Genomic DNA, 26,188 nt, shown 5'->3' on the forward strand with positions numbered 1-26,188 from the left:
ACTCGTACCTCCTCTACGGAGACGTGCCGGCCTCGCCAGAAGGTGCGGCAGTTCGTCTCCTCATCGTGTAATCAATTGCCTTGTTGTCATAGTATATGGGTACTTCTTCAGATTGACTCGAATGGGGAGAATCCATACTCCGCACCTCCTTTGATTGGGTTCGTTTTAAAGGCATAAAAAAAGCCTTCAGGATTGAAGGTGAAAGAAGCACGGCAAAAAAGCGTGCGGGCGCCTTCAATCGTAGAGCTTTAGCACTGTATGGCATAGGACAATCATCCAGCTGCATTAAAAATCACCTTATGTCGATGATTTCTGTTGACCCATTGGCGTCTTTGGACATTTTTGGGCAGCAGCGTATCTCCATACAGGAGCCTCACCTAACGAAGTTCCTAATTGAATTGACACACTGAGATTACAGAAAAAAACAAGCTGTGTCAACTCAAAAAAGTAATAAATGCGCTTACATCACAATTACGGAACAAAACAAGGGCCTAAGCCCTTATTCTGTTGTTTGTGTCTCGTCATCTTCAGAAAGCAGATGATACGTTTCATGAAGAAATAAGGCATACTCTCCATCCTTCGTTGGATGAGGGACATATTCAGCCTGATTGATGTATTGCTCCTCTTTCTTTTCCATGTGTTTCGCCTCCTTTTCACTTAGATTGTCCAAAAGAAGGTTTCTTATCATGAAAAACCCCCGCTGCAGCGGGGGTTTGATTAGTCGTCTATCTCAGTTTTGATCATGCGGCCATCCTTTGCGGAAATTTCAAATTCTGTCTCAGTTCCTTGTTTCGTTTGGATTTCAATTTCATAGATGTAAGCACCGTCATCTTCGTCCAGCTTACTTTCTGTTACGGTTCCATCTGTTCGCTTTAAAGCAATTTCTTCCGCTTCTTCTTTTGTTATGGCAACTTGTTCTGCTTTCTCCTTTAACGGGTCATTAAGCGCTTGTTTTGTATGAATATCTACATAAACGTCGTAGTCTTCACCCGCTTTTTCAATCTCCACTTCATAGACATCTTTGCCATTGTAAAGCTCTCTGTCAATGTCTTCTACGTTGCCGTCAACAACTGTTTTGGCAATTGATTCTGCTTGTTGTTCAGTGAGTGCACCCGCCTTAGAAGAAGGCTGACTGTTTTCATTGTTTTCTTTGGCAAACGCGTTGTAGCTGAATCCTCCAGCCGCTAGGCACCCTGCTAAAAGCCCGACCATCCATCTTTTCTTGAGCATTTGTGAGTCCTCCTTTGTTTTGTATGAGTACAGTTTACACACTCAACATGAAAGGAAAACGAGAGTAAGATGAGAATTTGATGAGAAACCTTTAGTCTTCATAGACAATGTTAGCTACCTTTCCTGTGTAGGCATTGATCTTCACTGTCGCTTCTTTATCATCAGGAAGATCAACATCCACTTCAAAGATGAGAGTGCCCTCACTTTCTTCGAGATCTGCGTCATCCGCTGTCCCGCCCGTTTCTCGCTCTGCAATTGTTTTGGCTTCTTTTTTCGTAATCGGTGTTTTTTGTTGGTCTTTATTGCTGATTTGATCGGCAGACAAGACTGTTTTTGCCTGCATATCTACCTTCACTTCGTATGTTTTTCCGCCTTCTTTTTGAATGATATATGTGGCAACGCGATTCTTGTGTGTTCGTTTTTTGACCGTACCCGGCACCCGCTTAAGCGCGAGATGCTCGGCTTCTTTTTCTGTCATAACAGATGGATTCATCGCTTTTACTCTATTCATTGAAAGAATGTCAGCTGATGTTGCGTCAGCTTTTATAAAATAAGTTCCCTTGGGATTTTCAAGGGTCATCTCATATGTTTTTTTATCCTTTGACTGTGTTGATTTCGTGACCTTGCCTTCATAAGAGGCTTCGACTTTTTTTATGACAGCCTCCTTTGACAGTACGTCCTCGTGGGTTTGCCGAATGATGAGAAACGTACAGACGATGACGGCTAAAACTGCTGCAGCTGCAAAAGATACTGTTTTTATTGGTTTGTTCATCGGCCTCCCCCATTCTGTTCGCTGAATTGCATGGTGACAGCTGTTCCTTGTCCCGACTTGCTTTTGACAGATAGCTCAATGCCATGCTCATCGGCGATTTGCTTGGCAATGGAAAGGCCTAAACCCGTTCCGCCTGTTTTTCTGTTCCGTGCCTCATCTGCCCGGTAGAACCGTTCGAACAAATGCGAGATATGTTCCTCAGGTATCCCGATACCTTCATCCCTTACTGACAGAAACGGCTGTCCATCCTTCGTTCCGGCTGATATCACAATGGCTTTTTCACTATACTTTATGGCATTATCGAGCAAAATGGTCAGCAGCTGCTTGATGCGTTCTTCATCAGCTGTTACAGGCAGGCTCTTTTTATCTGTTTCGAGTAAAATGTCGCGCTGATAGACAGGCTGGAGCGTTTGCGTGACGGCCCGCGACACTTCAATCAAATCGATTGTTTTCAGATCAACCTCGAGTCCTTGATGGCTTTTGGCCAGCGCCAAAAGCTGATTGGCCAGTTTCTTCATATGCACCGCTTCTGCATGAATGGCTTCTATCGATTCCTCAAGCACTTCCGGCTTTTTTGCCCCCCATCGCTTCATCAGGCTGCTGTAACTTTCTATAATGGTGAGCGGAGTTTTCAATTCGTGTGAAGCATCTTGAACGAATTGCTGCTGTTTATCGTAGTGCTCTTTCAGCATCATTGCCATCTCATTAAATGTCAGCCCCATTTGATACAATTCATCGTGCGACTGTCCTTCTAAAGAAATCGTTTTGAATGCTTTCTCTCGCTGTATGTCTTTCATGGTCATCATTAATCGTCTGATCGGATTGATAATACGGCGGGCGAGCAAGCTGCCGGCAAAAAAAGAAGCAATGCAGACAGCGGCACTTGCAGCGATTAAGATGAGTTTCAACAGAAACAGGCTCTCTTCTGTGTTCTCCAGCCTTTCCACCACCTGAAGAGAAACCACTTGTCCATCGGTCCAAATCACCGGAACAGCAGCCTCAGCAAACAGCTTGCCGTCATGTTTCCTCACATCTGCCGTTTCTCCGCTGTGAAAAGAGAGAGGAAAATCTTTATACGCTTTTTCTTTTGTGATCGTCATGGCGGCTTTTTGATCACCGTTCACTACACGCACCATGCCATTTGCCGGCAGGTAGGCCTGCAGCATGTCCTGCAAAGCCACTCCTTCTGTTTCAGCAGCATGCAGCGCTTCGGCCATGTTATCCGTCTCATCAGCAAGCCGGGCCGCATCCTTTGATGTCAGCGCAGACGAAAAAATGAGATATACTGCGGTATGAACCAAAATTAATAAAATTAACAGTGATATTGATGTGTACAGATGAATCTTGGTCTTCAGCTTCATCGTTTACCCCTTAATGGCATAGCCGACCCCGCGAATCGTATGGATCAGCTGTTTTTCGTAAGGATAGTCCAGTTTTTTTCTGATGTATCTTATGTAGACGTCTACGACATTTGTATCACCGATATAATCAAATCCCCATACCGCGCTTAGAATTTGCTCCCGTGTCAGCACTTGCTGCGGATGCTTTAGCATGTAGACGAGCAAATCAAATTCCCGCGGCGTTAATTCCACCTCTTTGTCTCCGCGTCTCACTTCACGGGTTTTTTCGTTCACCCGTAAATCGTCATATGTAAGAAAGGTGCCGATTTCTTCCGTTTTTGTTCCATTTTGGCGCAGCGCCGCCCTGATTCTCGCAAGTAATTCCTCGATTTCAAACGGCTTGGTGACATAGTCATTCGCACCGATATCCAGACCTGTTACCTTATCAGGAATGCTGTCTCGCGCCGTTAATAAAATGACCGGTGTCTGTTGATCCGTTTTTCTCAAGCGGCGCAGCACTTCCAGTCCGCTAAGCCCCGGCAGCATGACATCAAGAAGCACCAAGGAATACCCGTCTTCCGCGGCCGCATTCAGGCCTTCTGTTCCATTGTGTTTAATGGTCACGCCGTATCCTTCATATTCCAATTCAAGCTGCAGAACCCTGGCGATTTTTTCTTCATCTTCCACAATTAATATGTGTCCTTTGTCCAAATGTGATCATCCTCTCCTGTCCCTATATGAAAAAAATGATTTCGTTGTTTACAAAATGATTCTTATCATCTATTATGATGTCAAAATAAAAAATTGTATACGGAAAGCACTAGGGGTGCTGTTTTGGCTGAGATAAAACGCGGGAGAATCGCGTTTTGATCCCTTATGACCCGATCTGGATAATACCAGCGTGGGGAAGTGCAGGTTGACCGAATGGTGTATTTTTTTGTGCGCTTAATCGATCTATGACTGCATATTCCCTTAGGATATGCAGTTTTTTATTTTATCCAAAAAACAGGAGGCTTTTAGAAATGGAGCATATGTGCGGTACAAGCAGAATCGCCGGTTTTCGCTTCTCTTTATATCCGATGACGGATGATTTTATCAGTGTGATCAAGTCTGCGCTGAAAAAAACAGATACGTCCAAGGTTTGGACGAAAACCGACCATATCAGCACGGTGTTACGCGGATCGATTGATCATGTATTCGATGCCGCAAAAGCCATTTACCTTTATGCAGCAAACAGCGAGACACACATCGTCATGAGCGGCACGTTTTCCATTGGGTGCCCGGGCGACACTCAGGGAGATACATATCTTTCCAAAGACAATAAGCGTGTCAATGAAGATGCTGTCCGAGGCTTGAACGCGGAAGCGCGTGCCAATTTGCGCTTTATCCAATGAATGAGCCGGATTATATGGGATTGATTATGAAGGCTGTCGACATCGCAAAAGCCCAAGGTACTTTTGTACAGGGTGTCCATTACGCGAGCGAGCTTGAAGGGGATGCCCATGACGTATTCAGAACATTGGAAGCCGTTTTCCGCATGGCTGAGCAGCAAACAAACCACATCACCATGACTGTGAATCTTTCGGCTAACAGCCCATCAAGAAAAAACAGAAAGCAGGGATAACATGAAAAGCTGGAAAGTAAAAGAAATTGTCATCATGTCCGTTATCAGTATCGTATTTGCCGTTGTTTATTTATTATTTACACATTTCGGAAACGTGCTTGCAGGTATGTTTGGGCCAATTGCCTATGAACCGATTTACGGCATTTGGTTTATCGTTTCGGTCATCGCCGCATACATCATTCGAAAACCGGGTGCGGCGCTCGTTTCTGAAATCATTGCCGCTCTCGTTGAGTGTCTGCTGGGAAATCCGTCTGGCCCGATGGTCATCGTCATCGGCATTGTTCAAGGACTCGGGGCTGAAGCTGTATTCCTTGCAACACGCTGGAAAGCATACTCTCTCCCTGTCCTTATGCTGGCCGGAATGGGATCTTCAGTAGCCAGCTTTATCTACGATCTCTTTGTTTCTGGCTATGCAGCCTATTCATCAGGTTATCTGCTCATTATGCTTGTGATCCGTCTCATTTCCGGCGCGCTCTTGGCGGGCCTTCTCGGAAAAGCCGTCAGCGACTCTCTCGCTTATACAGGTGTGTTAAACGGAATGGCACTCGGAAAGGAACTGAAAAAGAAACGGAAGCGGGCGTCAGAACATGCAAGCCTTTGACGAGCTTCTGACAGTTGACCAGCTCAGCTTCTCTTATGAAGAAGACGAAAAACCGGTTTTTCAAAATATTTCGTTTGAGCTTCAAAAAGGAGAATGTGTTTTATTGCTAGGCCCCAGCGGGTGCGGTAAAAGCTCGCTCGCCCTTTGTTTAAACGGTCTATATCCGGAGGCTTGCGACGGCATTCAGTCCGGACATGTCTTTCTATTTCAAAAGCCGGTCACAAACGCTGAAACCACCGAAACGATTGCTCAGCATGCCGGGGTCGTTTTTCAGGATCCTGATCAGCAGTTCTGCATGCTGACGGTGGAGGACGAAATCGCTTTCGGGCTGGAAAATCTGCAGATTCCAAAAGAAGAAATGACAGAGAAAATCAATGCCGTATTAGAAAAATTACGTATTACCCATTTAAAAGAAAAAACGATATCCACCCTTTCAGGAGGACAAAAGCAGAAAGTGGCTCTCGCCTGTATTTTGGCGATGGAGCCTGAGCTTATTATTTTAGATGAGCCAACTTCTCTATTAGACCCTTTCTCAGCGCGGGAATTCGTTCATCTGATGAAAGATCTTCAGCGGGAAAAAGGTTTCAGCCTCCTCGTCATTGAGCATCAGCTTGATGAATGGGCGCCTTGGATTGAGAGGACGATCGTGCTCGATAAATCAGGCCACAAAGCGCTGGATGGCCTGACGAAAGATCTATTTCAGCACGAAGCGGAGACACTAAAGAAATTGGGCATCGCAATTCCAAAGGTCTGCCATCTGCAGGAAAAGCTGAGTATGCCGTTTACTTTATCAAAAGAAACGCTGTTCAAAGAGCCCTTTCCTGCCGGGCGTGCCGAAAAGAAGGAAACTCCTTCTGGAAAGAGTGTGCTCGAAGTCCGCAGCCTTTCGTTCGCGAGAGGACAACAAACGATTTTCGAAGACATCAGCTTTTCATTGCGCGAAGGCTCTTTGACGGCGCTTGTCGGCCCGAACGGCACTGGAAAATCGACGCTCTTATCTGTTCTGGCCCGTCTTATGAAACCGCAAAGCGGCAAAATTCTTCTATTTGAACAGCCGCTGCAGCAATATAAGGAAAAAGAATTGCGAAAAAGAATGGGATTTGTTTTTCAAAACCCTGAACACCAATTCGTCACCGATACGGTGTATGATGAGCTGCTGTTCGGCCAGAAGGTAAATGCTGAAACTGAGAAAAAAGCGCAACACCTGCTGAGTCGTTTCGATCTTGCCCATTTGGCTGATCATCATCCGTTTGCGGTCAGCCAAGGGCAAAAACGGCGACTGAGCGTTGCTACCATGCTCATGCATGACGTAAAGGTTTTATTATTAGACGAACCAACCTTTGGCCAGGACGCCCGCACGGCGGCTGAATGTATGGAAATGATTCAGCGCATTAAGGCAGAGGGAACCGCTGTCCTCATGGTTACACACGATATGGAGCTAGTCTCTTCGTATGCTGACAGCGTGCTTGTGCTTCACAATACAGGCTTGGCCTTTAATGGATCTCCAGTGCAGTTGTTTTCTCAAGAAACAGGGCTTGCCCAAAAAGCAAAGCTCACCCTACCCCTTCTATATGAATGGATGGCATATCAAGAGGAGGTGCGCGATGAAGCAGCCGTTACATCTCATTAATCCAATCGTAAAAGCGGCGGCGGTTTTTTGTTGTGTCGTCATGCTGTCGTTTATTTACAACCCTTACACTCCGGCGTGTTTTTATATCATCATCGTTGCGGGTATTCTATTGGCGGCCGGAATCCCATTGAAAAAATGGTTGTTGTTTACGATTCCGTTTTTGATTTTAGCATTCGGGTGCGTATGGACAGCCGCCGTTTTTGGAAAGGTGCCGACAACACCGGATAATTTTTTGTTTCAAACAGGCCCTATCTCCATTAACAGCGATAATGTGTCTGTCGGCATCTCATTGGGCTTTCGTATTTTGTGCTTTTCCGCCTTATCGATGATGTTTGTTTTTACGACCGATCCGATTTTATTTATGCTGAGCCTTGTCCAGCAGTGCAGGCTCTCACCAAAGCTCGCGTACGGTGTCATTGCAGGCTTTCGCTTTCTTCCGCTGTTAAAGGATGAGGTCCAGCTGATCCAGCAGGCTCATAAAATCAGAGGAGGTGCAGCGGAGAGCGGCTTCATAAATAAAATCAGCGGGTTAAAACGATATACCATACCGCTATTGGCAAGCGCCATCAGAAAAGCAGAACGGACAGCGCTTGCGATGGAATCGAAAGGTTTTACAGGAAGCAGAAACCGGACATATTACAGGATGCTGTCCGTGAACCGGCGCGACTGGGTGTTCTTTTGCCTCGTTCTCTTATTATTCGCGGGATCTTTTCTCGTATCTTTATGTTTCGCATCATAAAAAAATCCGCTATCTGAGATAGCGGATTTTTTTATTGATGATAGTTTAATGCTTGGGCAAGATTGGTTTTAATGGTAATATTCGAAAAGTCAATTCCCAGCTGTACAGCGGTTTGCGCAATCTCAGGCCTGATTCCTGACAGAGTTGACCGGACACCGATCAGATTGAGCGCCTCAATCAATTTAAAAATCTGGTGCGCCACCATCGTATCCACTACCACAACACCTGACAGATCGATTAACAGATGCTCAACGCGTCTTTTTGCACAAGCCTGAAGCGTGTTTTCCAGAATAAACTTGGCCCGCTCGGTATCGATGTCACCGACAAGCGGCAGCAGAGCTGTTGATTTGCTCAGGGTAATGATAGGTGAGCTTAATTCCAATATCATTTCTCTCTGGGCGTTTAATTGCTGCTTAGCATTCATTTCAGCGTGATCAACGAATGTATAAATGGTGAAATCAAATACTTTTACAATCAAATCAGCCCATTTTTGCTTCTCTCCCGGTTCAAATGCTGACTCATTTTCTTCTGCGAACTTCTCAAAATACTTCGTATATAATCTCCGGTTTCTCATAAACTCTCGAATGACATACTGAACCGGTGTGTCGAGATGCTTTTGATCATTCGTCAGCTCAATGACCCACTCTTGAAATTCTTCGAGAAATTGTTTTTCCGGTAAAACATACATGTAATTCAGATGCCGGTAAAATTCTCTGTCCTGCTCTTTCAATTCTTCCGTTACTGTTGCATTATGTAAGGCGTAAAGCGAATTCGGATCACTTTCCTCCATCGTTTCTATCCATTCCTCGGCCATTTGCTCCACATGTTCTGAAAAAAACGCATATAATTTTTCATTCAGTTTCATCACACTGCTCCTTTCCCCAACACCATTATAACTTGACTGCCAGCTAAATCCCAGTCATACACGCTGAAGCCATCCAATATTTTGAAAATTACTAATTCTTTGGTGTGTATCCTATTTTTTCAAAATGCTTCAAATGGCTCTGTCCGATCGGTTGTTTTTTTCATATAATATGAGGCAACACCCTTGAATCCACTTGAAAGCATAAAAAAGGAGGGCTTTTTTATGAATGGTGAAATCCGCTTGATCCCGTATGTGACGAATGAGCAGATCATGGATGTAAACGAGCTTCCTGAGGGCATTAAAGTGATTAAGGCGCCAGAAATGTGGGCAAAAGGGGTAAAAGGCAAGAATGTAAAAATTGCTGTATTGGACACGGGATGCGACACGAGCCATCCAGATTTAAAAAGCCAAATCATTGGCGGAAAGAACTTCACGGATGATGACGGCGGCAAGGAAGATGCGATTTCCGACTACAACGGACACGGTACACACGTCGCCGGAACGATTGCAGCTAATGATTCAAACGGAGGCATTGCCGGAGTCGCGCCTGAGGCAAGCCTATTGATTGTGAAGGTTCTTGGCGGCGAGAACGGCAGCGGACAATACGAATGGATCATCAACGGCATTAACTACGCGGTGGAACAGAAAGTCGATATCATCTCAATGTCCCTTGGCGGACCAAGTGATGTGCCGGAGCTGGAAGAAGCCGTGAAAAACGCGGTCAAAAACGGAGTGCTTGTCGTGTGTGCAGCGGGAAATGAGGGTGACGGCGACGAACGCACAGAAGAGCTTTCCTACCCTGCGGCTTATAATGAAGTGATTGCAGTTGGATCTGTTTCTGTAGCGCGAGAATTATCAGAATTTTCTAACGCAAATAAAGAGATTGACCTTGTAGCACCAGGAGAAAACATCTTATCCACTCTTCCCAACAAGAAGTACGGTAAGCTTACCGGCACTTCAATGGCTGCCCCTCATGTCAGCGGTGCGCTTGCTTTAATCAAAAGCTATGAAGAAGAATCATTTCAAAGAAAGCTTTCAGAATCTGAAGTTTTCGCACAGCTAATCCGCAGGACACTTCCTCTTGACATTGCAAAAACGCTGGCAGGCAATGGATTCCTGTATTTAACAGCTCCTGATGAGCTCGCAGAAAAAGCAGAGCAATCACATTTGTTGACCCTATAAAAGTATTTTTCTTATATAATATGCTCCAAATCATGTAAATAAAATTTCAAATTCTATATTGACAATGAATTTGAATTACTGTTAAGATTACCAACAAATGATTCAACTTTTCAAAAAATTAATAACATTTTCTCTTATCGAGAGTTGGGCGAGGGATTGGCCTTTTGACCCCAACAGCAACCGACCGTAATACCATTGTGAAATGGGGCGCACTGCTTTTCGCGCCGAGACTGATGTCTCATAAGGCACGGTGCTAATTCCATCAGATTGAATCTGAGAGATGAGAGAGGCAGTGTTTTACGTAGAAAAGCCTCTTTCTCTCATGGGAAAGAGGCTTTTTGTTGTGAGAAAACCTCTTAGCAGCCTGTATCCGCGGGTTAACGAGAGTGTTTTACATATAAAGGAGGAGAAACAATGACAACTATCAAAACATCGAATTTAGGATTTCCCAGAATCGGACTAAACCGAGAATGGAAAAAAGCACTTGAAGCGTATTGGAAAGGCAGTACTGATAAAGATACGTTTTTGAAGCAAATTGACGAACTATTTTTATCCGCAGTAAAAACACAAATTGACCAGCAGATTGATGTTGTGCCTGTTTCTGATTTCACACAGTATGACCATGTACTCGACACAGCCGTCAGCTTCAACTGGATCCCGAAACGGTTCAGGCATTTGACTGACGCTACCGATACATACTTCGCTATTGCCCGCGGAATCAAAGACGCTGTATCCAGTGAAATGACAAAATGGTTTAATACAAATTACCATTACATCGTTCCGGAATATGACGAGAGCATTGAATTCCGTCTGACAAGAAATAAACAGCTCGAAGATTATCGCCGTATCAAAGAGGCATACGGTGTTGAAACAAAGCCTGTGATTGTCGGCCCTTATACATTTGTTACGCTTGCTAAAGGCTATGAACCGTCTGAAGCAAAAGCGATCCAAAAACGCCTTGTGCCATTATATGTACAGCTTTTGAAGGAGCTTGAAGAAGAAGGCGTAAAATGGGTTCAAATTGATGAGCCGGCGCTCGTTACCGCTTCTAGCGAAGATGTCCGCGGCGCAAAAGAATTATTTGAAAGCATTACAAGTGAACTTTCATCCTTGAATGTGCTTTTGCAGACGTATTTTGATTCTGTTGATGCTTATGAAGAGCTGATCTCTTACCCAGTTCAAGGAATTGGCCTTGATTTCGTTCACGATAAAGGGAGAAACCTGGAACAGCTTAAAACACATGGCTTTCCGACAGACAAAGTGCTGGCAGCCGGCGTTATCGACGGACGCAATATTTGGAAAGCAGATCTTGAAGAGCGTCTCGATGCCGTTCTTGATATTCTCAGCGTTGCAAAAGTTGATGAACTGTGGATTCAGCCTTCAAGCAGCCTGCTGCATGTTCCAGTAGCGAAACACCCCGATGAGCACTTGGAAACAGATCTATTGAACGGATTATCCTACGCAAAAGAAAAGCTGGCCGAGCTGACAGCTTTGAAAGAGGGATTAGTATCAGGAAAAGCGGCGATCAGCGAAGAGATTCAGCAGGTTAAGGCTGATATCCAGGCGCTTAAACAGTTTGCAACAGGCGCCAATTCCGAACAAAAGAAAGAGCTTGAGCAATTAACTGATAAAGACTTCAAGCGTCCTATTCCGTTTGAAGAACGTTTAGCCCTGCAAAATGAATCTCTCGGCCTTCCGCTTTTGCCGACGACAACGATCGGCAGCTTCCCGCAGTCTGCTGAAGTGCGGAGCGCGCGCCAAAAATGGCGGAAAGCTGAGTGGTCCGATGAACAGTATCAAAACTTTATCAATGCGGAAACAAAAAGATGGATTGATATTCAAGAAGAATTAGAGCTTGATGTCCTTGTTCACGGCGAATTTGAACGGACAGACATGGTCGAATACTTCGGTGAAAAGCTGGCCGGTTTCGCCTTCACTAAATACGCTTGGGTTCAATCATACGGATCACGCTGTGTACGCCCGCCAGTCATTTACGGAGATGTTGAATTTATTGAACCGATGACAGTGAAAGACACAGTCTATGCACAGTCACTGACTTCCAAGCATGTGAAAGGAATGCTGACGGGACCTGTTACAATCTTAAACTGGTCTTTCCCTCGAAACGACATTTCGAGAAAAGAAATCGCCTTCCAAATCGGGCTTGCCCTTCGTAAAGAAGTTAAAGCGCTGGAAGACGCAGGCATTCAAATCATTCAGGTCGATGAACCAGCGCTGCGTGAAGGCCTTCCATTGAAAACCCGCGATTGGGATGAGTATTTGACTTGGGCGGCAGAAGCATTCAGATTAACCACTTCTTCCGTGAAAAACGAGACGCAGATTCATACACATATGTGCTACAGCAACTTCGAAGATATCGTTGGTACGATCAATGATCTTGATGCCGATGTGATTACAATCGAACATAGCAGAAGCCACGGAGGATTTTTAGATTACTTAAAAGACCACCCGTATTTGAAAGGGCTTGGCCTTGGTGTATATGACATTCACAGCCCTCGTGTGCCGTCAACTGAAGAAATGTACAACATTATTGTTGAGGCGCTTGCCGTCTGTCCGACTGACCGCTTCTGGGTAAATCCGGACTGCGGATTGAAAACAAGACAGCAGGAAGAAACGGTTGCCGCATTGAAAAACATGGTTGAAGCCGCAAAACAGGCGAGAGCACAGCAGACACAGCTAGTATAATTTTTAAAAAACCATCTGCATTTAGCAGGTGGTTTTTTCTATAATACAGCCACAATCGGTTTCTCATTTTAGCAAATCCCCCAAATACTTTGTTTATTTTGCACTTTTTTAAGAATGTTCTTTGCATTCTTTTCGGCTATACTAATAACACTCTATTGACAGGAGGGATTGGGATGAATCATGAAACGTTCTTAAAACGGTCTGTCACTCTCGCATGTGAAGGGGTGAATGCAGGTATCGGCGGGCCTTTTGGAGCTGTTATCGTGAAAGACGGAGCCATTATTGCAGAGGGCCAGAACAACGTCACAACAAACAATGATCCGACTGCCCACGCGGAAGTTACAGCTATTCGGAACGCCTGTAAGGTGTTAGGGGCATACCAGCTTGATGACTGCATTTTGTATACGAGCTGTGAACCATGCCCAATGTGCTTGGGCGCCATCTACTGGGCCCGGCCGAAAGCCGTTTTCTATGCAGCGGAGCATACAGACGCTGCCGAAGCCGGGTTTGATGATTCATTCATTTATGAAGAAATTGATAAACCCGCTGAAGAAAGAACAATTCCCTTTTATCAAGTGACTCTGACAGAGCATTTATCCCCGTTTCAAGCATGGCGGGATCTTGCCAACAAGAAAGAATATTAAAAGGATCAGGCATGCACGGCCTGATTCTTGTTATTTCTTCAAGCAGCCGCTATGCCCCAAAACAGCAGTCATATACGCCAATTCAGCACGGCAGACACCGCACCAGCCGCCCGCTTCACCTGTAACTTTTCAGGCTTCAAACGCTGTGACCGCTTCTCTGACGTTTTATCAATCATCTGTGCCCACTTCTATCCCGTTCCGCGTCAATTCATCATGCATAAGTCTGAATCCATTTACAAGACATGTTTCAGACCTCGAGAAAAATCACGCCCACTCTGTTTGCTTCCACACAAAAAACATCCTGAGAGTCTCAGGATGCCGGTTATTATTTTAATTCTAGTTTCACATCAACATTTCCTCTGGTTGCCTTGGAATAAGGGCAGAATTCATGAGCGGCGTTGACAAGCTCTTGTGCCTTTTCCCGGTCTAAATCTTTCGTGTTCACAACAAGTGTGACACCGATTTTAAAGCCGCCGTCGCTCTCATCCTTCATGAGGCTGACCTGCCCTTCAATCTCCGAATCAATTTCGATATTTTGCTCTTTGGCCACATGTTCGAGCGCGCCGCCGAAGCATGCAGCATACCCTGCCGCAAAGAGCTGTTCCGGATTGGTGCCGGTTTGTCCTTCTTTTTTCGCGTTTGGCATCACAATATCAAAATCAAGAACACCGTCATCTGATGTAATATGTCCTGCCCGTCCGCCTCGCGCGGTTACTTTTGCTGTAAATAATGCCATTTGTATTCAGCCTCCTTATTTATATCTAGTTGTTATATTTCCCTTTCTGATCTTTTTAAACATGCTATGTTTGCCGAGAATAGGAAAAGTGAAGTTTTTCAGATACAATAGAATCGAATGACAAAAAGAGTTGGTGAACAAAATGGAAAATAAATTTGATCATATGAAATTGGAGAATCAGCTTTGTTTTTTGCTATATGCGAGTTCGCGGGAAATGACAAAGCAATACAAGCCGCTGCTTGATAAGCTGAATGTAACATACCCTCAATATTTGGCTTTGCTTTTGTTATGGGAACATGAAACCCTTACTGTCAAAAAAATGGGCGAGCTGCTGTATTTAGATTCAGGGACACTTACTCCAATGCTTAAACGAATGGAACACCAGGGTTTGATTACGAGAAAAAGATCTGAAGAGGATGAGCGATCCGTGTTGGTCAGCCTGACAGAGGACGGGGCGTTATTAAAAGAAAAAGCGGTTGACATTCCAGAGACGATTCTAGGGCTCTCAAAGCTATCTGGAGAGGATCTCAAACAGTTAAAGTCCGCTCTATATACATTGTTGGAAACACTTCATTAAAAAAATTGAGGATGCCCTGTGCGGGGCATCCTCTTTTTATTTATTCAACAACTTCAAGCGTCACTTCAATATTTCCGGAGGTTGCTTTTGAATACGGGCAGACGTCGTGCGCTTTTTTCACAAGCGCCTCCAATTCTGATGCACTGACTCCTTCTCCTTTTACTTGCAGCGTCACACCCAGCTTATAGCCCTGGTCCGCTTCATCCTTTAACAGGCTGACATTCGCTGTAACCTCTGTCTCTACTTTTACCCGTTCTGTTCTTGCGACAAGCTGCAATGCACTGTCAAAGCAAGCTGCATAACCCGCTGCAAAGAGCTGCTCTGGATTTGTCGCTTTTTCTAATTTCTTTGCTCTTGGTGTTCCCGGCATTGCGACATCAAGCTCAAGAACGCGGTCTGATGAAATGACCTTTCCTTCTCTTCCTCCTACCGCTGAAACAGTTGCTGTAAATAATGGCTGACTCATTTTTTTATCCCCCTAATATGTTTTGTACAATTAAATTGTACACAATCTATTTTGTGATGTCAATTTTTTGCCGCATAAAAAAAGCTTATCCCGTAACGAGATAAGCTTCTGTATCAAATATTTCCCCGCTATTCGCGGATTTGCCCAGTTCCTTTTATGATGTATTTAGTAGAAGTCAGTGCAGGAAGCCCCATTGGCCCTCTTGCATGAAGCTTTTGCGTGCTGATGCCGATTTCGGCTCCGTAGCCGAATTCAAAGCCATCAGTAAAACGGGTTGACGCGTTATGATAGACAGCGGCAGCATCGACAGCCGTTTGAAAATAAGCCGCGTTTTTGTCATTTTCAGTTAATATCGCTTCAGAATGATTGGTGCCGTATTGTTGGATATGCTTCACAGCTTCTTGGACGTTCTCAACCGTCTTTACGCTGAGGACAGGCGCTAAAAATTCAGTTTCCCAATCTTCTTTTGATGCTTGTTTGCTTGAAGGGTGAAGTTCACATACAAGTTCATCACCGCGAATTTCAACTCCCGCGTTTTCCAGCTGGGCCAGCAATTCTTTCCCGTGCTGTCTTGCCCATGCCTTGTGAATCAGCAATGATTCAATCGCGTTGCATACGGAAGGGCGCTGCGTTTTGGCATTTACGACAACCTTTTCTGCCATTTGCGGTTTAGCCGTTTCATCGATGAATATATGGCAGTTTCCAGCTCCCGTTTCTAATACAGGAACTGTTGATTCTCTTACAACGAGATCAATCAGTTTCTTGCCTCCGCGCGGAATCAATACGTCTAAGCCATCATTTAACGTAAAGAGCTCTTTTGCTGTCTCTCTGCTCGTATCTTCAATCAGCTGCACAGCGTGAATCGGAAGCTCTGATTGCTCAAGTGCTCTGTGAATGACACTGACGAGCGCTTTGTTGCTGTGGATGGCTGAGGAGCTCCCCCGCAGAACAACCGCGTTCCCTGTCTTTAGGCAAAGGGTAGCCGCATCGACTGTGACGTTTGGCCTCGCCTCATAAATCATTCCTACGACACCGAGCGGCACACGGATTTTTTCAATAAACAGGCCGTTTTCTTTTTCAATCGTTTCAAGAGAGTCGCCGACCGGGTCCGCTAAGTCGATTAAGAGCTCCACCGCGTCCGCGATATCGCGTATACGTTTCTCATCCAGCGTGAGACGGTCAATGATGTCCGGTGTTAAACCATTCTCTTTTCCGTTCTCAATGTCTTTTGCATTCTCCGCCAAGAGAAAATCCAGTTCTTTACGGAGTCCGTTTGCAATGAGACTGAGCGCCTCATCCTTCTCGACTGTTGTTTTCATGATCATTTCGGCTGCTGCTTCTTTCGCCTGCTTCGCTTTTACAGAAACTTCACTCATTTTTCCGCCTCCTAGTCTTTTACATTGACCCAGTCATTCCTATGAATAACCTCAAACGTTTTCTCAAAATCAAGTTCGTCACTTCGTTTGCCTTTAGCCTCCATAATCTCCTCGGAGGAGTAATGAGTTTGGCCTTTGCCGATCACGCCGCCCGGTCCCCTGACTTCCACAACCGCCCCTTTCGGAAAACTTCCGTTAACGCCCACAACGCCAGCGGGCAGCAGACTGCTTCCGTTATGGATCATCGCCTCTTCGGCACCCGCATCAATGATGATTTCTCCAGATATCGGAGAGTGGAACTGAATCCACTGCCTCGTGTTGTTAACCGAAGACAGTTCTTTGTCTCCGATATAAGTGCCGTCTCCCCTCCCGTCCAAAATGTCCGCAAGTTTTTGCGCCCCGCTGCCTGTTCCAATGAACACTTTCACTCCAAGAGACAGCGCGGTTTGTGCGGCTAACAGTTTTGATTTCATTCCGCCGGTGCCGACCTTTGATCCGGCTGAACCTGCATATCCAAGCATTTCAGGCGTGATCTCCGGCAAATAATCAAATCGTTTCGCCTCAGGATTTTCATTCGGATTGGCATCATACAGTCCGTTGATGTCGGTGAGAATCATAAGCTGGTCTGCGTGAATCAATCCGCTGACTAATGCAGAAAGCATATCATTATCTCCGAAAGTCAATTCTTCAACAGATGTGGAATCGTTCTCGTTGATAATCGGAATGACGCCCCGTTCTAATAATTCCATTATCGTAGCATATGCGTTTCGATACCGTTCTCTTTTCGAAAAATCATTTCTCGTTAAAAGGATTTGTCCCGGAGTCAATGAGTATTGTTTAAAGTGATTCATATATTGCTGCATTAACAGTGTTTGTCCGACCGCGGCTGCCGCCTGTTTTCCTTTGATGGTAACGGGGCGGGACGGATAACCGAGGCTTGAAAACCCCGCCGCTACGGCTCCCGAGGTAATCAGGATCATTTCATGCCCCGCTTTTTTCAACACGGAAATGGCCTGAACATGCTCTCTGATTTTTGCCTCATCAATGCTCCCTTTGCTATTCGTGAGCGAACTGCTTCCTATTTTCACTACTATTCTTTGTTTTTTCATTTATTCTCCTCCGCGGCTCTTCTACAATAAAAAAACCCATTTCATCCTGATTCATAAGGACGAAATGGGTTTCCGTGGTACCACCTTGATTGAACGCGCTTGTGCACGCTCCGCTCTCCTGTAACGCCAGGTTATGCGCCTAGGTTTTCCCCCTAAGACTCCAAGGCAGGTTCGGCAGGTTTCATGCGGCAAAATGTTTCAGCGGGTCATTTTGCTCTCTGTCACAGAAAGGTCTGCTTACTAATCCTCTTCAACGCTCAATGATTTTTTTATATTATGCAAAGAAAAGAGACACTTGTCAAGGTTTTTTGTGATCAAAAATAGCCCGCATTGCGCGGGCATTTTGTGGTCTAGTTAAAGACGATTGTTTTATTTTCATGAACGATGACGCGGTCTTCCAAATGCCATTTCACAGCACGGGCAAGCACGCTGCGCTCAATTGTTCTTCCGATGTTTTTCAACGCTTCCGCATTATCGCGGTGGTCTACTCGCTCAATATCCTGTTCAATGATCGGCCCTTCATCAAGATCGTTTGTCACATAGTGAGATGTCGCACCGATCAGTTTCACGCCGCGCTCGTAGGCCCGTTTGTACGGATTCGCACCGATAAAAGCAGGCAGGAATGAATGGTGGATATTGATGATGCGATTCGGATGAGCCGAAACAAAATCAGGAGTTAGAATCTGCATATAGCGTGCGAGCACAATCACATCAATATCGTACTGCTCCAGCAGTTCAAGCTGCTTTTTTTCGACTTCCGCTCTGATGTCTTTGTTCGCTTTCATATAGTGGAATGGAATGTTCAGGCGCTCAACCAGCTCTCTCGCTTCCTCATGGTTACTGATGACAACAGCGATCTCAGCCATAAGGTTGCCGGTTTGCCATTCCCAAATCAGCTCATGCAGGCAGTGAAGCTCCTTTGAAACAAAGATGGCGACGCGCTTCAGCTCGCTTGCCAATGTTAAGCTCCAAGTCATGTCGAATTTTTCCGCAACAGAGGCAAACGCCGCTTGAAGGGATTCTTTTTTCTCATGAATGCCCGCACAGTCGAATTCGATTCTCAGAAAGAACCGCCCGCCTTCAGGGTCTGTCGTATATTGATTTGATTCTATAATATTAGCGCCGTGTTCAAATAAAAACGCGGAAACCGCGGAGACGATCCCCGGCTGATCGGGACAGCTGACCAAAAGGCGCCCTTTATCCTCATTTCCGTCACGGTAATCGTCCATCCGCTGAGTCATATATGATTTCATGAATAATCCCTCTTATCTTTGTAAGTCTAAACTATTTATCCATTATACTGAAGATTTGATAAAAATCAATTTATGACAAAATTTTTAAACCAACCGCTGAGCATAAAATCAACGCGATAAAGAAGATCCGTTTGGCGTCTTTTTGCTCCTTGTAAAAGAGGATGCCGACAAGCGCCCCGCCGGCGGTGCCAATCCCTGTCCAGACCGCGTAAGCCGTTCCCATCGGAATGGTTTCCATTGCGTACGACAGCAAGGAAAATGAAGCGGCAAAACCAACAATGATCAACAACACCCATTTCACGCTTTTTTCCTTCGCATATTGATTCATAAGGGCCACGCCGGCCATTTCTAAACAGCCCGCGCACAGTAAACTGATCCAGTGCAGCATTATGCCCCGCCTCCTTTTTCCTCTGTCTCATCCTGTGTCACAAGCTTCAATCCGATGACACCGATTAAGAGCACGCCAATTAACAATAGCTTCGGCCACCCAATTGGTTCATGAAACAGAATAATTTCACTAAGTACCGTTCCCGCTGTGCCGAGTCCGGTAAAGACGGCGTATACGGTACCGACAGGCAGACTATGAGTTGCTTTTATTAGAAGATAAAAGCTGAATATGATGCCGATGGCAGTGCCGCTCCATGTTAAGGCTGAGTCAGCGTGCTTTAAGCCTATCACCCAAACAACCTCGAAAACAGCGGCAAGCACGACCAATCCCCATTTCATTTGAGTCATTCCTTTCTATCTATTAAGATTCTCCGAAAACAAAAAAACCCCGGACAGTCGACTCATAATGAGCTTGACTCTCCCGGGCTTTTTTCCCTCCGTGTGCATACGCGCTTCTATTTACGCGTATGTGTTTTCTCTCGGACCAGTCCATGTCCATTGACATGCGGAACCCTAGAAAACTTTACATGATATCATCATACTAAACTCAGCTCTATCTTTCAATTGTAAGATTTTCTTTCATAAACAGCGATCGGTTTATTCCATTTTCTGATCGTTTTGCTGTAATGCATGCCGATTTTCTCCGCTACCCGTATGGACGCTTTGTTACCCGGATCAATCAAAGCCGCCATTTTGCCGAACTGCCGCTCGTTAAAGCCATAGTCCAGACAGGCCCGAGCCGCTTCTTGCGCATAGCCGTTCCCCCAGTGGCGGCGGGCAAACATATAGCCAATTTCCATTACTGTTTGATTTTCGATCTGCTGTGGTACGATGCCGCATTGTCCCAAAAAATCCCCTGTCCGCTTATCTTCGGCGACCCACAGACTGACGCCGTACCCTTTTTCATTTCGTTTGTTCCAATTGATCCACTCGCGGGTTTGCCTCTTATCTTTTAAACCGGAGTAATATTTCATGACGTCAGGATCGTTAAAAAGTTCAAACAAATAAGCCTGATCCCGATCTTCCATACTGCGCAAACGAATTCGATCGGTTACAAGCTTCGTTTTAACGCTCATATTTCGCCACATCCTGCTTCCATTCTTTTTTGAGGGCTTCAATATGTGCTTGATGATAGCGGCTATGATCTGACATATGCCAAATGCCCCACCGTATGGTCGCGGTGTCACCATCATAAGAAAGAGGCTGATGCAAATCATTTTCAGTTAAGGTGTAACATACCGATTTCAGCTCGTTTACCACATGCTGATGTCTTTTCAGGAGTTCATCTAATCCGGGTTGATTCTTCGGTTCAGGCAGCTGTCCGTTTTGATCTGTCATCGGGCCGTATGCCTGTTCAATATGATTCGGTATCCGATTTCCCTTGATCCGCCAGACCCATCTGATATCAACATTTGCGATATGGTGCAAAAGCTGAGCCGTGCTGTTTTTTGTTTGGCAGCGCCCCTTATAGTAAAGTTCACTGTGCGTCATGTGGCTTACGATGGAAGCCAGACGGAGACTGTTTTCTTCCACTGCGGAATATAGCAGACTGACCGTTGGTGCCATATCGTTTCTTATGAATAAGTCCTTCATGTTCAGCTCCCCTCCTAACTAGGTACATTTGACACCAAACAAAAATTCCCTTTAAAAAAGAAAAAAGCTCTCATTGCAATAGAGAGCCATCTTAATTGTTATTTCCCGGTTTATATAAATAAGGATCATGCTGGGGTTCATTCGAGGTATTTAAATCAAGGGATATATCGCCGCGCGCATTCATCGTGCCAAGGGTGATTGAAGACAGCAGTTTCGGGCTGTACCCTTTTTCCTCAAGTTTCTCAAACAGCCAGGATCGGTTTTTTTGGAGATATTTTAAATTATGATCAAGGATTTCGCCGTCCAGTATGAGCGGAATCGGGATAAAATTCCGTTCAGCTTTCATATTCAAATCCCGCACTTGCACCGCTCTCGCTTCCTCTTTTGGAATAACGCTTACTTCTCCCGTTTCTTCAATGATGGCAAGATCAATGTCAGCCGGATCGGCATAGCCCTTTTCCCTCAGCTTTCCGAGCAGTTCATTAACAGTCAGCCTTTCTTTACGGAGGCCGCGTTCATCAATATCCCCGTTTCGGATTAAGACAGTTGGGCTCACGACCAGGAGCCATCGCCATTTATTAGATAAAGAGAGCTTGCTCATTATTAGATAAAGCACCAAAAAAGCGCCCGCATAATAAATTGACATCGGCAGCTTGGATGTTAGGATCGGCTCACTGATGATGGTTCCGATTGCAAAGGTCAAAAGCAGATCAAAATTGTTCATTTGTGACACAGCTTTTTTACCGGCAAGCCGAAACAAAATATATGCAATCGAAAATACGATAACTGGCTTCAGTAAAAATACCCATACCATCCATAACACCGATCTTTACCTCCATCCGCTGATCATATTGAGCCTATTGTGCCCCGTGGCAGACCCTCTATGCATGCCCTTTTGTCCAATAGAAAGTGACACCGATTGGAGGCACAATATGAAATATCAGAAGACGTATTCCCATTGGCCCTGCGATCTGCCATAAGCTCCCCAGCTCGCGGGCTATCAGCAACAGCAAACACTTGACAGGCTGGTCGGTTTAGAGCTAAGGATGGAGCAGCTAATCAGAGCGATTGAGGTAAACAATGAATAGCTGAGAACAATGCAAGAACAGCAAAACCGTGTATGCACAAACGGCGGCGGGTCAGTGATTGTCCGGATGTAAACCGGCGCTTGTCCGCCTTCTTCTCTCTCAATAAAAAACTCTTCTCTGAAAGGAGAAGAGTTTCATGTTTGTGTTTAAACGGACTGTGCCAAACTTAGTTGCGGGCCGAATAGCTCGTAATGGATAGACTCCGGCGCTGACCCGAGCTCTGATACAAGCTTATGCATTCCCGTAATAAACGACGGTGAACCACAAATATAGTAATCCGCATCTGTGTTGGCAATCAATTCTTTGAGGAATTGCTGATCAATCTGCCCTTCATGAAATTGAAGATCACCTGCACGGTCTTCCTCTGTCGGCTCGCGATACACAAATGCTGTTTTAACAGCAGAATGTTTAGCGGCTTCTTCTACCTCATGGCGCAATGCGTGATATTCACTGTTTTTCGCCGCATGAATGAACAGAATTTGCCGTTCAGGCTGTTTGGAAACAGATGTTTTCAACATGCTGATCATTGGTGTAATGCCAACTCCGGCACTGATCAAAACGAGATCTTTCTGTGATGCAAGATTTAAAACAAAGTCCCCTGCCGGTGCGCTGATCTCTATTGAATCTCCCTCCTGAAGCCCATCATGTAGATAGGAAGACACGACACCATCTTTTTTTACTGAAATTCGATAATAGTCTTTTCCCGGCATATCAGACAGGCTGTACTGGCGGATATGCGTATATTCAGAATCAGGAATCCGAACTTTTAGGCTGATGTACTGCCCCGCTTGGAATTCAGGTAACGGCTTGCCGTCTTCTGATTTCAAATAGAAGGATGTAATTTCTTTGCTTTCCCGCTCTTTTTTCGCGATGACGAACGGCTTATACTCTTTCCAGCCGCCGGCTTGCTCTTCCGCCTGTTCATACATTTCTTTTTCAATTCCGATGAACGCGTCAGCAATAACTCCGTACGCTTTCTCCCATGCCTGCATAATGTCAGGGGTTGCAGCATCTCCCAATACATCTTTAATGGCAATCAGCAAATATTTACCGACGATCGGGTAGTGTTCAGGCTTAATTCCAATACTGCGGTGCTTGTGGCCGATTTGTTTGACAACCGGAATAATATTTCCTAACTGATCAATATTTGCCGCAGCTGCAATAACGGCATTTGCCAATGCAGTTCGCTGTGTTTTTTTCTTTTGGTTTGTTTGGTTAAAAATGTTTAAAAGCTCTGGATGGTCTTGAAACATCCGATCGTAAAAACGGCCAGTGATTGTTTCTCCATGCTGTTGCAATACGGGTACAGTGCTTTTAATAATTTCGATTGTTTTGTTATCTAACATTGTATAAACAATCCTTTCGAAAAGATGTATTTAGAATATATCTTTAAAATACATGATCTTACGAATAAAAGATATATCTAAAATGAATCTTTAATAAAGTTGTCACAAAATTATCAATTTAACATGACATTTGTTGCTTTTTTATAGAATCCCCTAGCAAAAACGGACTAACCATTGTAATAATCACCATTGAAAAGTACAAAAAAACCCAAAACAACTTATGTTTTGGGTTTAATGTTCACCAAGGCTTATCAGTTCCAAGCGCATTTGCAAGCGCCTGGCTGTGTTTCTTGCGGTTCTTTCGTTCATTAGCGCGCTGTACAGCTGTATTATGCAGCATGATTTCTTCTTCTGTTTCCGGTACAACTCTCGGTACAGGCACCGGCTTGCCATTTGAATCTAATGCGACAAATGTCAAAAAGGATGTGGCAGCGAGTTCCCGTTCGCCAGTCATCAAATGCTCCTTAATAACTTTCACAAATACTTCCATGGAAGATGTGCCGACCCATGTCACATACGACTCTAGGCAAACAGAATCCTTTTGCCCGATCGGTTTTAAAAAATCTACAGAATCCATTGAAGCTGTTACGGTTTCACGTCTGCAATGGCGCGCCGCAGAAATAGAGGCAATGTCATCGATGTAGCTCATTAATTTTCCGCCAAACAGTGTATTATGGTTGTTCGTATCAAGCGGGAACACCCTGCTGGTTTTTACAACCTTTGACTCTTTACAAAATCTTGTTTCCGGTGTTTCCATACCTTTCTCCCCTTTGATGTCTGATCTTTTAGCTAAATGCACTTATATTCTCCTATTAAACAATATTCTCTTCCATTTGTCTAAAATTTAAAATGGTTTAATGATTTTCATGATGAGGGAATAATAAATGTATTCTTCACACTTTAGGAGGAAAAACAAATGGACGTATCCATCCCGAAATCTCAGCACAAAACGGTATGCCGAACGGAATACGGCACACTTCAGAAAGTGGTTTTATGCAGACCTGAGCACATGACCATAAAAGATGTCATAAACGAAACACAAAAACATTTTGAAGATGACAATATTCATGTAAAAACCGCCAACGATCAGCACAGCCGCTTAGTGGAGGCACTCAGGTCACACAACGTTGAGGTCATCCTTTTGCCCGTTCGTGACGGACTCCCAGAACAGGTTTTTACTAGGGATATAGGGTTTGTCATCGGAGAAAAAGCTTTTCTGTCGAGCATGACTGAACCGATTCGCCAAGGAGAAGAAGCCGTTATAAAAGATTTTTTTCACAGCCAAGGTATCTCTTACACCCGTATGCTTGATACAAGCATTGAAGGCGGGGATGTCATTATCGATGGTGACACCGTATATGTCGGAATCAGCCAGCGCACCGACATTTCAGCCATCGGCCAGCTGGAAGAGGCACTTCCTGAGTACACGATCATTCCAGTAAAGCTGCATGAAAAATTTTTGCATTTGGACTGTGTTTTTAACATTGTATCTGAAAGCGAAGCGTTAATTTATCCTCAAGCACTTGAGCCAGAGGCAGCTGATATGCTGGCAAAACGTTATGACCTTATTGAAGTGCCCGAGGACGAACAATTTACGCTTGGCACCAACGTCCTTTCAATCGGGAGAAAAACGATCATCAGCCTCCCTGGCAACCAACATGTCAATCAAGAGCTATCAAAAAGAGGCTATCACATTATCGAAATTGACCTGTCAGAAATTATCAAATCAGGCGGCTCCTTCAGGTGCTGTACACTGCCGCTGATTCGCGGTGAATGAAGAATCTTCCCCTTTTTCATGTTTTGAACAGCTTATTTTATCAAGATACGTTAATATAGAGGTGACATCATTTTTAAGGGGGAAATCGCATGACAAAATACATAGGATATGTCGGAACATATACAAAAGGCGGAAGCGAAGGAATTTATTCATTTGAGCTTGATACTGAGAAAAAAGCACTCAGTGAGCCAAAGCTTGCCGCTAAGCTGGGCAACCCGACATATGTGACGCCGAATAAAAACAACACCATCCTTTATTCCATCGAAAAAGCAGACGGCCAAGGCGGAGTTGCTGCCTATCAAATCAATAAAAACAGCGGCGAGTTGACATTTCTGAATCATCAGTTAATTGATGGTCCTTCTCCATGCCACGTAAGTGTTGATGATCAAAATCAATTCGTACTGACTGCCAATTATCACAGCGGGAAGGTACACGCGTTTCCGGTTCAGGAAGACGGCAGCTTGCAATCACCTGCTTCTGAAGCCGCTCACACAGGAAAAGGTCCGCACGAAAGACAAGAAAAACCGCATACACACTACGCAGGGTTCACACCTGAACACAATTATGTCGTAGCGGTTGATTTAGGTACAGATAAGCTGTACACCTATAAGCTGAAAGACGGCGTATTGGCTGAATCCGGAAGCCATTCCTTCGCTCCCGGTACAGGGCCTCGCCATATCGCTTTTCATCCGAAAGAAAAATACGCTTATGTCATGACAGAATTAAGCAATGAAGTGATTGCGCTTGAATACAATCCGACAGCCGGTGAATTTAGAGAAATTCAGGTCGTTTCTGCCATCCCTGATGATTTTACGGATAACAGCCAGGGAAGTGCAATTCATGTCACACAGGACGGACGCTTTGTTTACGTCGCAAACCGCGGCCACGACAGTATCGCCGTATTTGAAGTGAATCAATATTCAGGAGAGCTGGCTTTCATAGAAAGAGTTTCGACAGAAGGAAACTGGCCTCGTGACTTTGTATTTGACCCAACGGAAGGGTTCCTCGTTGCCTCAAACGAAGAAACAGGCAGCCTTGTCCTGTTTGAAAGAGACAAAGAAACCGGCAGATTGACACTGCTTCCGTCAACTGTTTCTGTCCCTTACCCGGTTTGTGTAAAATTTTTACATCAAGCATAAAAGCAAAGACT

Annotated in this window: 28 protein-coding genes, 2 pseudogenes and 4 riboswitches; of the genes and pseudogenes, 11 read left to right on the plus strand and 19 right to left on the minus strand. The window is 44.8% G+C overall.

Annotated features, from left to right (window positions below; translation table 11 throughout):
- Nucleotides 1–13: 13 nt before the first annotated feature.
- The 6 genes from BFW96_RS22010 to ykoG all read right to left on the minus strand — a co-directional run bounded on the left by BFW96_RS22010 (nucleotide 14) and on the right by ykoG (nucleotide 4,053).
- Nucleotides 14–136: a hypothetical protein gene (locus tag BFW96_RS22010; RefSeq protein WP_041521309.1), complete on the minus strand. Its 123-nt coding sequence runs from the start codon at nucleotides 134–136 to the stop codon at nucleotides 14–16.
- A gap of 90 nt (nucleotides 137–226) precedes the next feature.
- Nucleotides 227–392, minus strand: a riboswitch (M-box (ykoK) riboswitch).
- Between the two features lie 107 nt (nucleotides 393–499).
- Entirely contained in the window at nucleotides 500–637 is a 138-nt protein-coding gene (locus tag BFW96_RS05805; RefSeq protein ID WP_052438166.1) for a transcriptional regulator SplA domain-containing protein, read from the minus strand.
- Nucleotides 638–717: 80 nt separating this feature from the next.
- Nucleotides 718–1,230 (minus strand): PepSY domain-containing protein, encoded by a 513-nt coding sequence (locus BFW96_RS05810; RefSeq protein ID WP_069838890.1) that lies wholly within the window; start codon nucleotides 1,228–1,230, stop codon nucleotides 718–720.
- A 91-nt stretch (nucleotides 1,231–1,321) separates the two neighbouring features.
- On the minus strand, nucleotides 1,322–2,002 hold the full coding sequence (locus BFW96_RS05815) for a PepSY domain-containing protein (RefSeq protein WP_069838891.1): 681 nt from the start codon (nucleotides 2,000–2,002) through the stop codon (nucleotides 1,322–1,324).
- Nucleotides 1,999–3,363: an ATP-binding protein gene (locus tag BFW96_RS05820; RefSeq protein WP_069838892.1), complete on the minus strand. Its 1,365-nt coding sequence runs from the start codon at nucleotides 3,361–3,363 to the stop codon at nucleotides 1,999–2,001. Before BFW96_RS05820 ends, BFW96_RS05815 begins: the two co-directional genes overlap by 4 nt.
- A 3-nt stretch (nucleotides 3,364–3,366) precedes the next feature.
- Nucleotides 3,367–4,053, minus strand: a complete 687-nt coding sequence (gene ykoG / locus BFW96_RS05825) for a two-component system response regulator YkoG (RefSeq protein WP_069838893.1) — start codon at nucleotides 4,051–4,053, stop codon at nucleotides 3,367–3,369.
- A 101-nt stretch (nucleotides 4,054–4,154) separates the two neighbouring features.
- A riboswitch (TPP riboswitch) is annotated at nucleotides 4,155–4,267 on the plus strand.
- Between the two features lie 97 nt (nucleotides 4,268–4,364).
- Here ykoG and thiU point away from each other — a divergent pair.
- The 4 genes and pseudogenes from thiU (at nucleotide 4,365) to thiX (ending at nucleotide 7,936) form a co-directional block, all read left to right on the plus strand.
- Nucleotides 4,365–4,966 (plus strand): annotated as a pseudogene (gene thiU, locus BFW96_RS05830) (HMP/thiamine ABC transporter substrate-binding protein ThiU).
- 1 nt (nucleotide 4,967) lies between these two features.
- On the plus strand, nucleotides 4,968–5,567 hold the full coding sequence (locus BFW96_RS05835; RefSeq protein WP_014663711.1) for an ECF transporter S component: 600 nt from the start codon (nucleotides 4,968–4,970) through the stop codon (nucleotides 5,565–5,567).
- Entirely contained in the window at nucleotides 5,554–7,197 is a 1,644-nt protein-coding gene (locus tag BFW96_RS05840; protein ID WP_069838894.1) for an ABC transporter ATP-binding protein, read from the plus strand. Before BFW96_RS05835 ends, BFW96_RS05840 begins: the two co-directional genes overlap by 14 nt.
- A complete protein-coding gene (thiX, locus tag BFW96_RS05845; protein ID WP_069838895.1) occupies nucleotides 7,172–7,936 on the plus strand; it encodes an HMP/thiamine ABC transporter permease ThiX in 765 nt (254 codons plus the stop codon). Before BFW96_RS05840 ends, thiX begins: the two co-directional genes overlap by 26 nt.
- 31 nt (nucleotides 7,937–7,967) lie before the next feature.
- On the opposite strand, the gene rsbRB is transcribed toward thiX, so the two are convergent.
- A complete protein-coding gene (gene rsbRB, locus BFW96_RS05850) occupies nucleotides 7,968–8,801 on the minus strand; it encodes an RsbT co-antagonist RsbRB (RefSeq protein ID WP_014663708.1) in 834 nt (277 codons plus the stop codon).
- Between the two features lie 222 nt (nucleotides 8,802–9,023).
- Between rsbRB and isp the strand changes: the two genes are divergently transcribed.
- The 3 genes from isp (at nucleotide 9,024) to guaD (ending at nucleotide 13,330) form a co-directional block, all read left to right on the plus strand.
- Entirely contained in the window at nucleotides 9,024–9,983 is a 960-nt protein-coding gene (gene isp / locus BFW96_RS05855) for a serine protease Isp (protein WP_014663706.1), read from the plus strand.
- Nucleotides 9,984–10,114: 131 nt separating this feature from the next.
- Nucleotides 10,115–10,270: riboswitch (SAM riboswitch) on the plus strand.
- Between the two features lie 127 nt (nucleotides 10,271–10,397).
- The gene (gene metE, locus BFW96_RS05860) at nucleotides 10,398–12,686 is read left to right on the plus strand and encodes a 5-methyltetrahydropteroyltriglutamate--homocysteine S-methyltransferase (RefSeq protein WP_069838896.1); all 2,289 of its coding nucleotides are present in this window, start codon (nucleotides 10,398–10,400) and stop codon (nucleotides 12,684–12,686) included.
- A gap of 173 nt (nucleotides 12,687–12,859) precedes the next feature.
- Nucleotides 12,860–13,330 (plus strand): guanine deaminase, encoded by a 471-nt coding sequence (gene guaD, locus BFW96_RS05865; RefSeq protein WP_069838897.1) that lies wholly within the window; start codon nucleotides 12,860–12,862, stop codon nucleotides 13,328–13,330.
- A gap of 325 nt (nucleotides 13,331–13,655) precedes the next feature.
- Here the strand turns inward: guaD and ohrB are convergent, their stop codons facing one another.
- Nucleotides 13,656–14,066 (minus strand): organic hydroperoxide resistance protein OhrB, encoded by a 411-nt coding sequence (gene ohrB / locus BFW96_RS05875; RefSeq protein WP_003232570.1) that lies wholly within the window; start codon nucleotides 14,064–14,066, stop codon nucleotides 13,656–13,658.
- 142 nt (nucleotides 14,067–14,208) lie between these two features.
- Between ohrB and ohrR the strand changes: the two genes are divergently transcribed.
- Nucleotides 14,209–14,643, plus strand: coding sequence for an organic hydroperoxide resistance transcriptional regulator OhrR (gene ohrR, locus BFW96_RS05880; RefSeq protein ID WP_069838898.1), 435 nt, complete (start codon nucleotides 14,209–14,211; stop codon nucleotides 14,641–14,643).
- A 40-nt stretch (nucleotides 14,644–14,683) separates the two neighbouring features.
- Here ohrR and BFW96_RS05885 read toward each other — a convergent pair whose 3' ends face one another.
- The 9 genes from BFW96_RS05885 to BFW96_RS05925 form a co-directional block, all read right to left on the minus strand.
- Complete coding sequence (locus BFW96_RS05885) at nucleotides 14,684–15,109, minus strand: organic hydroperoxide resistance protein (protein ID WP_069838899.1); 426 nt, start codon at nucleotides 15,107–15,109, stop codon at nucleotides 14,684–14,686.
- Nucleotides 15,110–15,237: 128 nt separating this feature from the next.
- Nucleotides 15,238–16,485 carry a glutamate-5-semialdehyde dehydrogenase gene (gene proA / locus BFW96_RS05890; protein WP_069838900.1) on the minus strand — a complete coding sequence of 416 codons (1,248 nt, stop codon included), beginning with the start codon at nucleotides 16,483–16,485 and terminating at the stop codon, nucleotides 15,238–15,240.
- Between the two features lie 11 nt (nucleotides 16,486–16,496).
- Nucleotides 16,497–17,594, minus strand: a complete 1,098-nt coding sequence (proB, locus tag BFW96_RS05895; RefSeq protein WP_069838901.1) for a glutamate 5-kinase — start codon at nucleotides 17,592–17,594, stop codon at nucleotides 16,497–16,499.
- Nucleotides 17,595–17,944: 350 nt separating this feature from the next.
- Entirely contained in the window at nucleotides 17,945–18,847 is a 903-nt protein-coding gene (gene purU, locus BFW96_RS05900) for a formyltetrahydrofolate deformylase (protein WP_069838902.1), read from the minus strand.
- Between the two features lie 70 nt (nucleotides 18,848–18,917).
- Entirely contained in the window at nucleotides 18,918–19,235 is a 318-nt protein-coding gene (ykkD, locus tag BFW96_RS05905) for a multidrug efflux SMR transporter subunit YkkD (RefSeq protein ID WP_014476583.1), read from the minus strand.
- Nucleotides 19,235–19,573: a multidrug efflux SMR transporter subunit YkkC gene (ykkC, locus tag BFW96_RS05910; RefSeq protein ID WP_014663694.1), complete on the minus strand. Its 339-nt coding sequence runs from the start codon at nucleotides 19,571–19,573 to the stop codon at nucleotides 19,235–19,237. The genes ykkD and ykkC overlap by 1 nt, the downstream gene beginning before the upstream one ends.
- A 77-nt stretch (nucleotides 19,574–19,650) precedes the next feature.
- Nucleotides 19,651–19,762: riboswitch (guanidine-I (ykkC/yxkD leader) on the minus strand.
- A 32-nt stretch (nucleotides 19,763–19,794) separates the two neighbouring features.
- Nucleotides 19,795–20,310, minus strand: a complete 516-nt coding sequence (locus BFW96_RS05915) for a GNAT family N-acetyltransferase (protein ID WP_069838903.1) — start codon at nucleotides 20,308–20,310, stop codon at nucleotides 19,795–19,797.
- On the minus strand, nucleotides 20,300–20,827 hold the full coding sequence (locus tag BFW96_RS05920; protein ID WP_069838904.1) for a DinB family protein: 528 nt from the start codon (nucleotides 20,825–20,827) through the stop codon (nucleotides 20,300–20,302). The genes BFW96_RS05915 and BFW96_RS05920 overlap by 11 nt, the downstream gene beginning before the upstream one ends.
- 91 nt (nucleotides 20,828–20,918) lie before the next feature.
- Nucleotides 20,919–21,650, minus strand: coding sequence for a DUF421 domain-containing protein (locus BFW96_RS05925; protein ID WP_040083340.1), 732 nt, complete (start codon nucleotides 21,648–21,650; stop codon nucleotides 20,919–20,921).
- A 109-nt stretch (nucleotides 21,651–21,759) separates the two neighbouring features.
- On the opposite strand from BFW96_RS05925, the pseudogene BFW96_RS21395 reads away from it, so the two are divergent.
- A pseudogene (locus tag BFW96_RS21395) lies at nucleotides 21,760–21,987 on the plus strand (hypothetical protein).
- 74 nt (nucleotides 21,988–22,061) lie between these two features.
- On the opposite strand, the gene hmpA reads toward BFW96_RS21395, so the two are convergent.
- Together hmpA and BFW96_RS05940 are read right to left on the minus strand one after the other, a co-directional pair.
- Nucleotides 22,062–23,273: an NO-inducible flavohemoprotein gene (gene hmpA, locus BFW96_RS05935; RefSeq protein ID WP_371326432.1), complete on the minus strand. Its 1,212-nt coding sequence runs from the start codon at nucleotides 23,271–23,273 to the stop codon at nucleotides 22,062–22,064.
- Nucleotides 23,274–23,499: 226 nt separating this feature from the next.
- A complete protein-coding gene (locus BFW96_RS05940) occupies nucleotides 23,500–24,018 on the minus strand; it encodes an acyl-CoA thioesterase (RefSeq protein ID WP_003232595.1) in 519 nt (172 codons plus the stop codon).
- Nucleotides 24,019–24,177: 159 nt separating this feature from the next.
- Here BFW96_RS05940 and BFW96_RS05945 point away from each other — a divergent pair, with 159 nt between their 5' ends.
- Both BFW96_RS05945 and pgl read left to right on the plus strand, forming a co-directional pair.
- Complete coding sequence (locus BFW96_RS05945; protein ID WP_069838906.1) at nucleotides 24,178–25,038, plus strand: dimethylarginine dimethylaminohydrolase family protein; 861 nt, start codon at nucleotides 24,178–24,180, stop codon at nucleotides 25,036–25,038.
- Nucleotides 25,039–25,127: 89 nt separating this feature from the next.
- Complete coding sequence (gene pgl, locus BFW96_RS05950; protein WP_069838907.1) at nucleotides 25,128–26,177, plus strand: 6-phosphogluconolactonase; 1,050 nt, start codon at nucleotides 25,128–25,130, stop codon at nucleotides 26,175–26,177.
- The last annotated feature ends 11 nt before the right edge of the window (nucleotides 26,178–26,188 follow it).

It is taken from the genome of Bacillus sp. F56 (genome assembly GCF_001748205.1).
GTDB lineage: Bacteria > Bacillota > Bacilli > Bacillales > Bacillaceae > Bacillus > Bacillus stercoris.

Coding starts and splice junctions, on each gene's coding strand:
- BFW96_RS05805 (WP_052438166.1), bottom strand. CDS start 637: ATGGAAAAGAAAGAGGAGCAATACATCAATCAGGCTGAATATGTCCCT.
- purU (WP_069838902.1), bottom strand. CDS start 18,847: ATGAAATCATATATGACTCAGCGGATGGACGATTACCGTGACGGAAAT.
- BFW96_RS05920 (WP_069838904.1), bottom strand. CDS start 20,827: ATGAAGGACTTATTCATAAGAAACGATATGGCACCAACGGTCAGTCTG.
- BFW96_RS05840 (WP_069838894.1), top strand. CDS start 5,554: ATGCAAGCCTTTGACGAGCTTCTGACAGTTGACCAGCTCAGCTTCTCT.
- BFW96_RS05915 (WP_069838903.1), bottom strand. CDS start 20,310: ATGAGCGTTAAAACGAAGCTTGTAACCGATCGAATTCGTTTGCGCAGT.
- proA (WP_069838900.1), bottom strand. CDS start 16,485: ATGAGTGAAGTTTCTGTAAAAGCGAAGCAGGCGAAAGAAGCAGCAGCC.
- BFW96_RS05810 (WP_069838890.1), bottom strand. CDS start 1,230: ATGCTCAAGAAAAGATGGATGGTCGGGCTTTTAGCAGGGTGCCTAGCG.
- thiX (WP_069838895.1), top strand. CDS start 7,172: ATGAAGCAGCCGTTACATCTCATTAATCCAATCGTAAAAGCGGCGGCG.
- BFW96_RS05940 (WP_003232595.1), bottom strand. CDS start 24,018: ATGGAAACACCGGAAACAAGATTTTGTAAAGAGTCAAAGGTTGTAAAA.
- BFW96_RS05835 (WP_014663711.1), top strand. CDS start 4,968: ATGAAAAGCTGGAAAGTAAAAGAAATTGTCATCATGTCCGTTATCAGT.
- proB (WP_069838901.1), bottom strand. CDS start 17,594: ATGAAAAAACAAAGAATAGTAGTGAAAATAGGAAGCAGTTCGCTCACG.
- rsbRB (WP_014663708.1), bottom strand. CDS start 8,801: ATGAAACTGAATGAAAAATTATATGCGTTTTTTTCAGAACATGTGGAG.
- ohrB (WP_003232570.1), bottom strand. CDS start 14,066: ATGGCATTATTTACAGCAAAAGTAACCGCGCGAGGCGGACGGGCAGGA.
- BFW96_RS22010 (WP_041521309.1), bottom strand. CDS start 136: ATGGATTCTCCCCATTCGAGTCAATCTGAAGAAGTACCCATATACTAT.
- ykkD (WP_014476583.1), bottom strand. CDS start 19,235: ATGCTGCACTGGATCAGTTTACTGTGCGCGGGCTGTTTAGAAATGGCC.
- ykkC (WP_014663694.1), bottom strand. CDS start 19,573: ATGAAATGGGGATTGGTCGTGCTTGCCGCTGTTTTCGAGGTTGTTTGG.
- guaD (WP_069838897.1), top strand. CDS start 12,860: ATGAATCATGAAACGTTCTTAAAACGGTCTGTCACTCTCGCATGTGAA.
- BFW96_RS05885 (WP_069838899.1), bottom strand. CDS start 15,109: ATGAGTCAGCCATTATTTACAGCAACTGTTTCAGCGGTAGGAGGAAGA.
- BFW96_RS05945 (WP_069838906.1), top strand. CDS start 24,178: ATGGACGTATCCATCCCGAAATCTCAGCACAAAACGGTATGCCGAACG.
- metE (WP_069838896.1), top strand. CDS start 10,398: ATGACAACTATCAAAACATCGAATTTAGGATTTCCCAGAATCGGACTA.
- isp (WP_014663706.1), top strand. CDS start 9,024: ATGAATGGTGAAATCCGCTTGATCCCGTATGTGACGAATGAGCAGATC.
- BFW96_RS05820 (WP_069838892.1), bottom strand. CDS start 3,363: ATGAAGCTGAAGACCAAGATTCATCTGTACACATCAATATCACTGTTA.
- ohrR (WP_069838898.1), top strand. CDS start 14,209: ATGGAAAATAAATTTGATCATATGAAATTGGAGAATCAGCTTTGTTTT.
- pgl (WP_069838907.1), top strand. CDS start 25,128: ATGACAAAATACATAGGATATGTCGGAACATATACAAAAGGCGGAAGC.
- BFW96_RS05815 (WP_069838891.1), bottom strand. CDS start 2,002: ATGAACAAACCAATAAAAACAGTATCTTTTGCAGCTGCAGCAGTTTTA.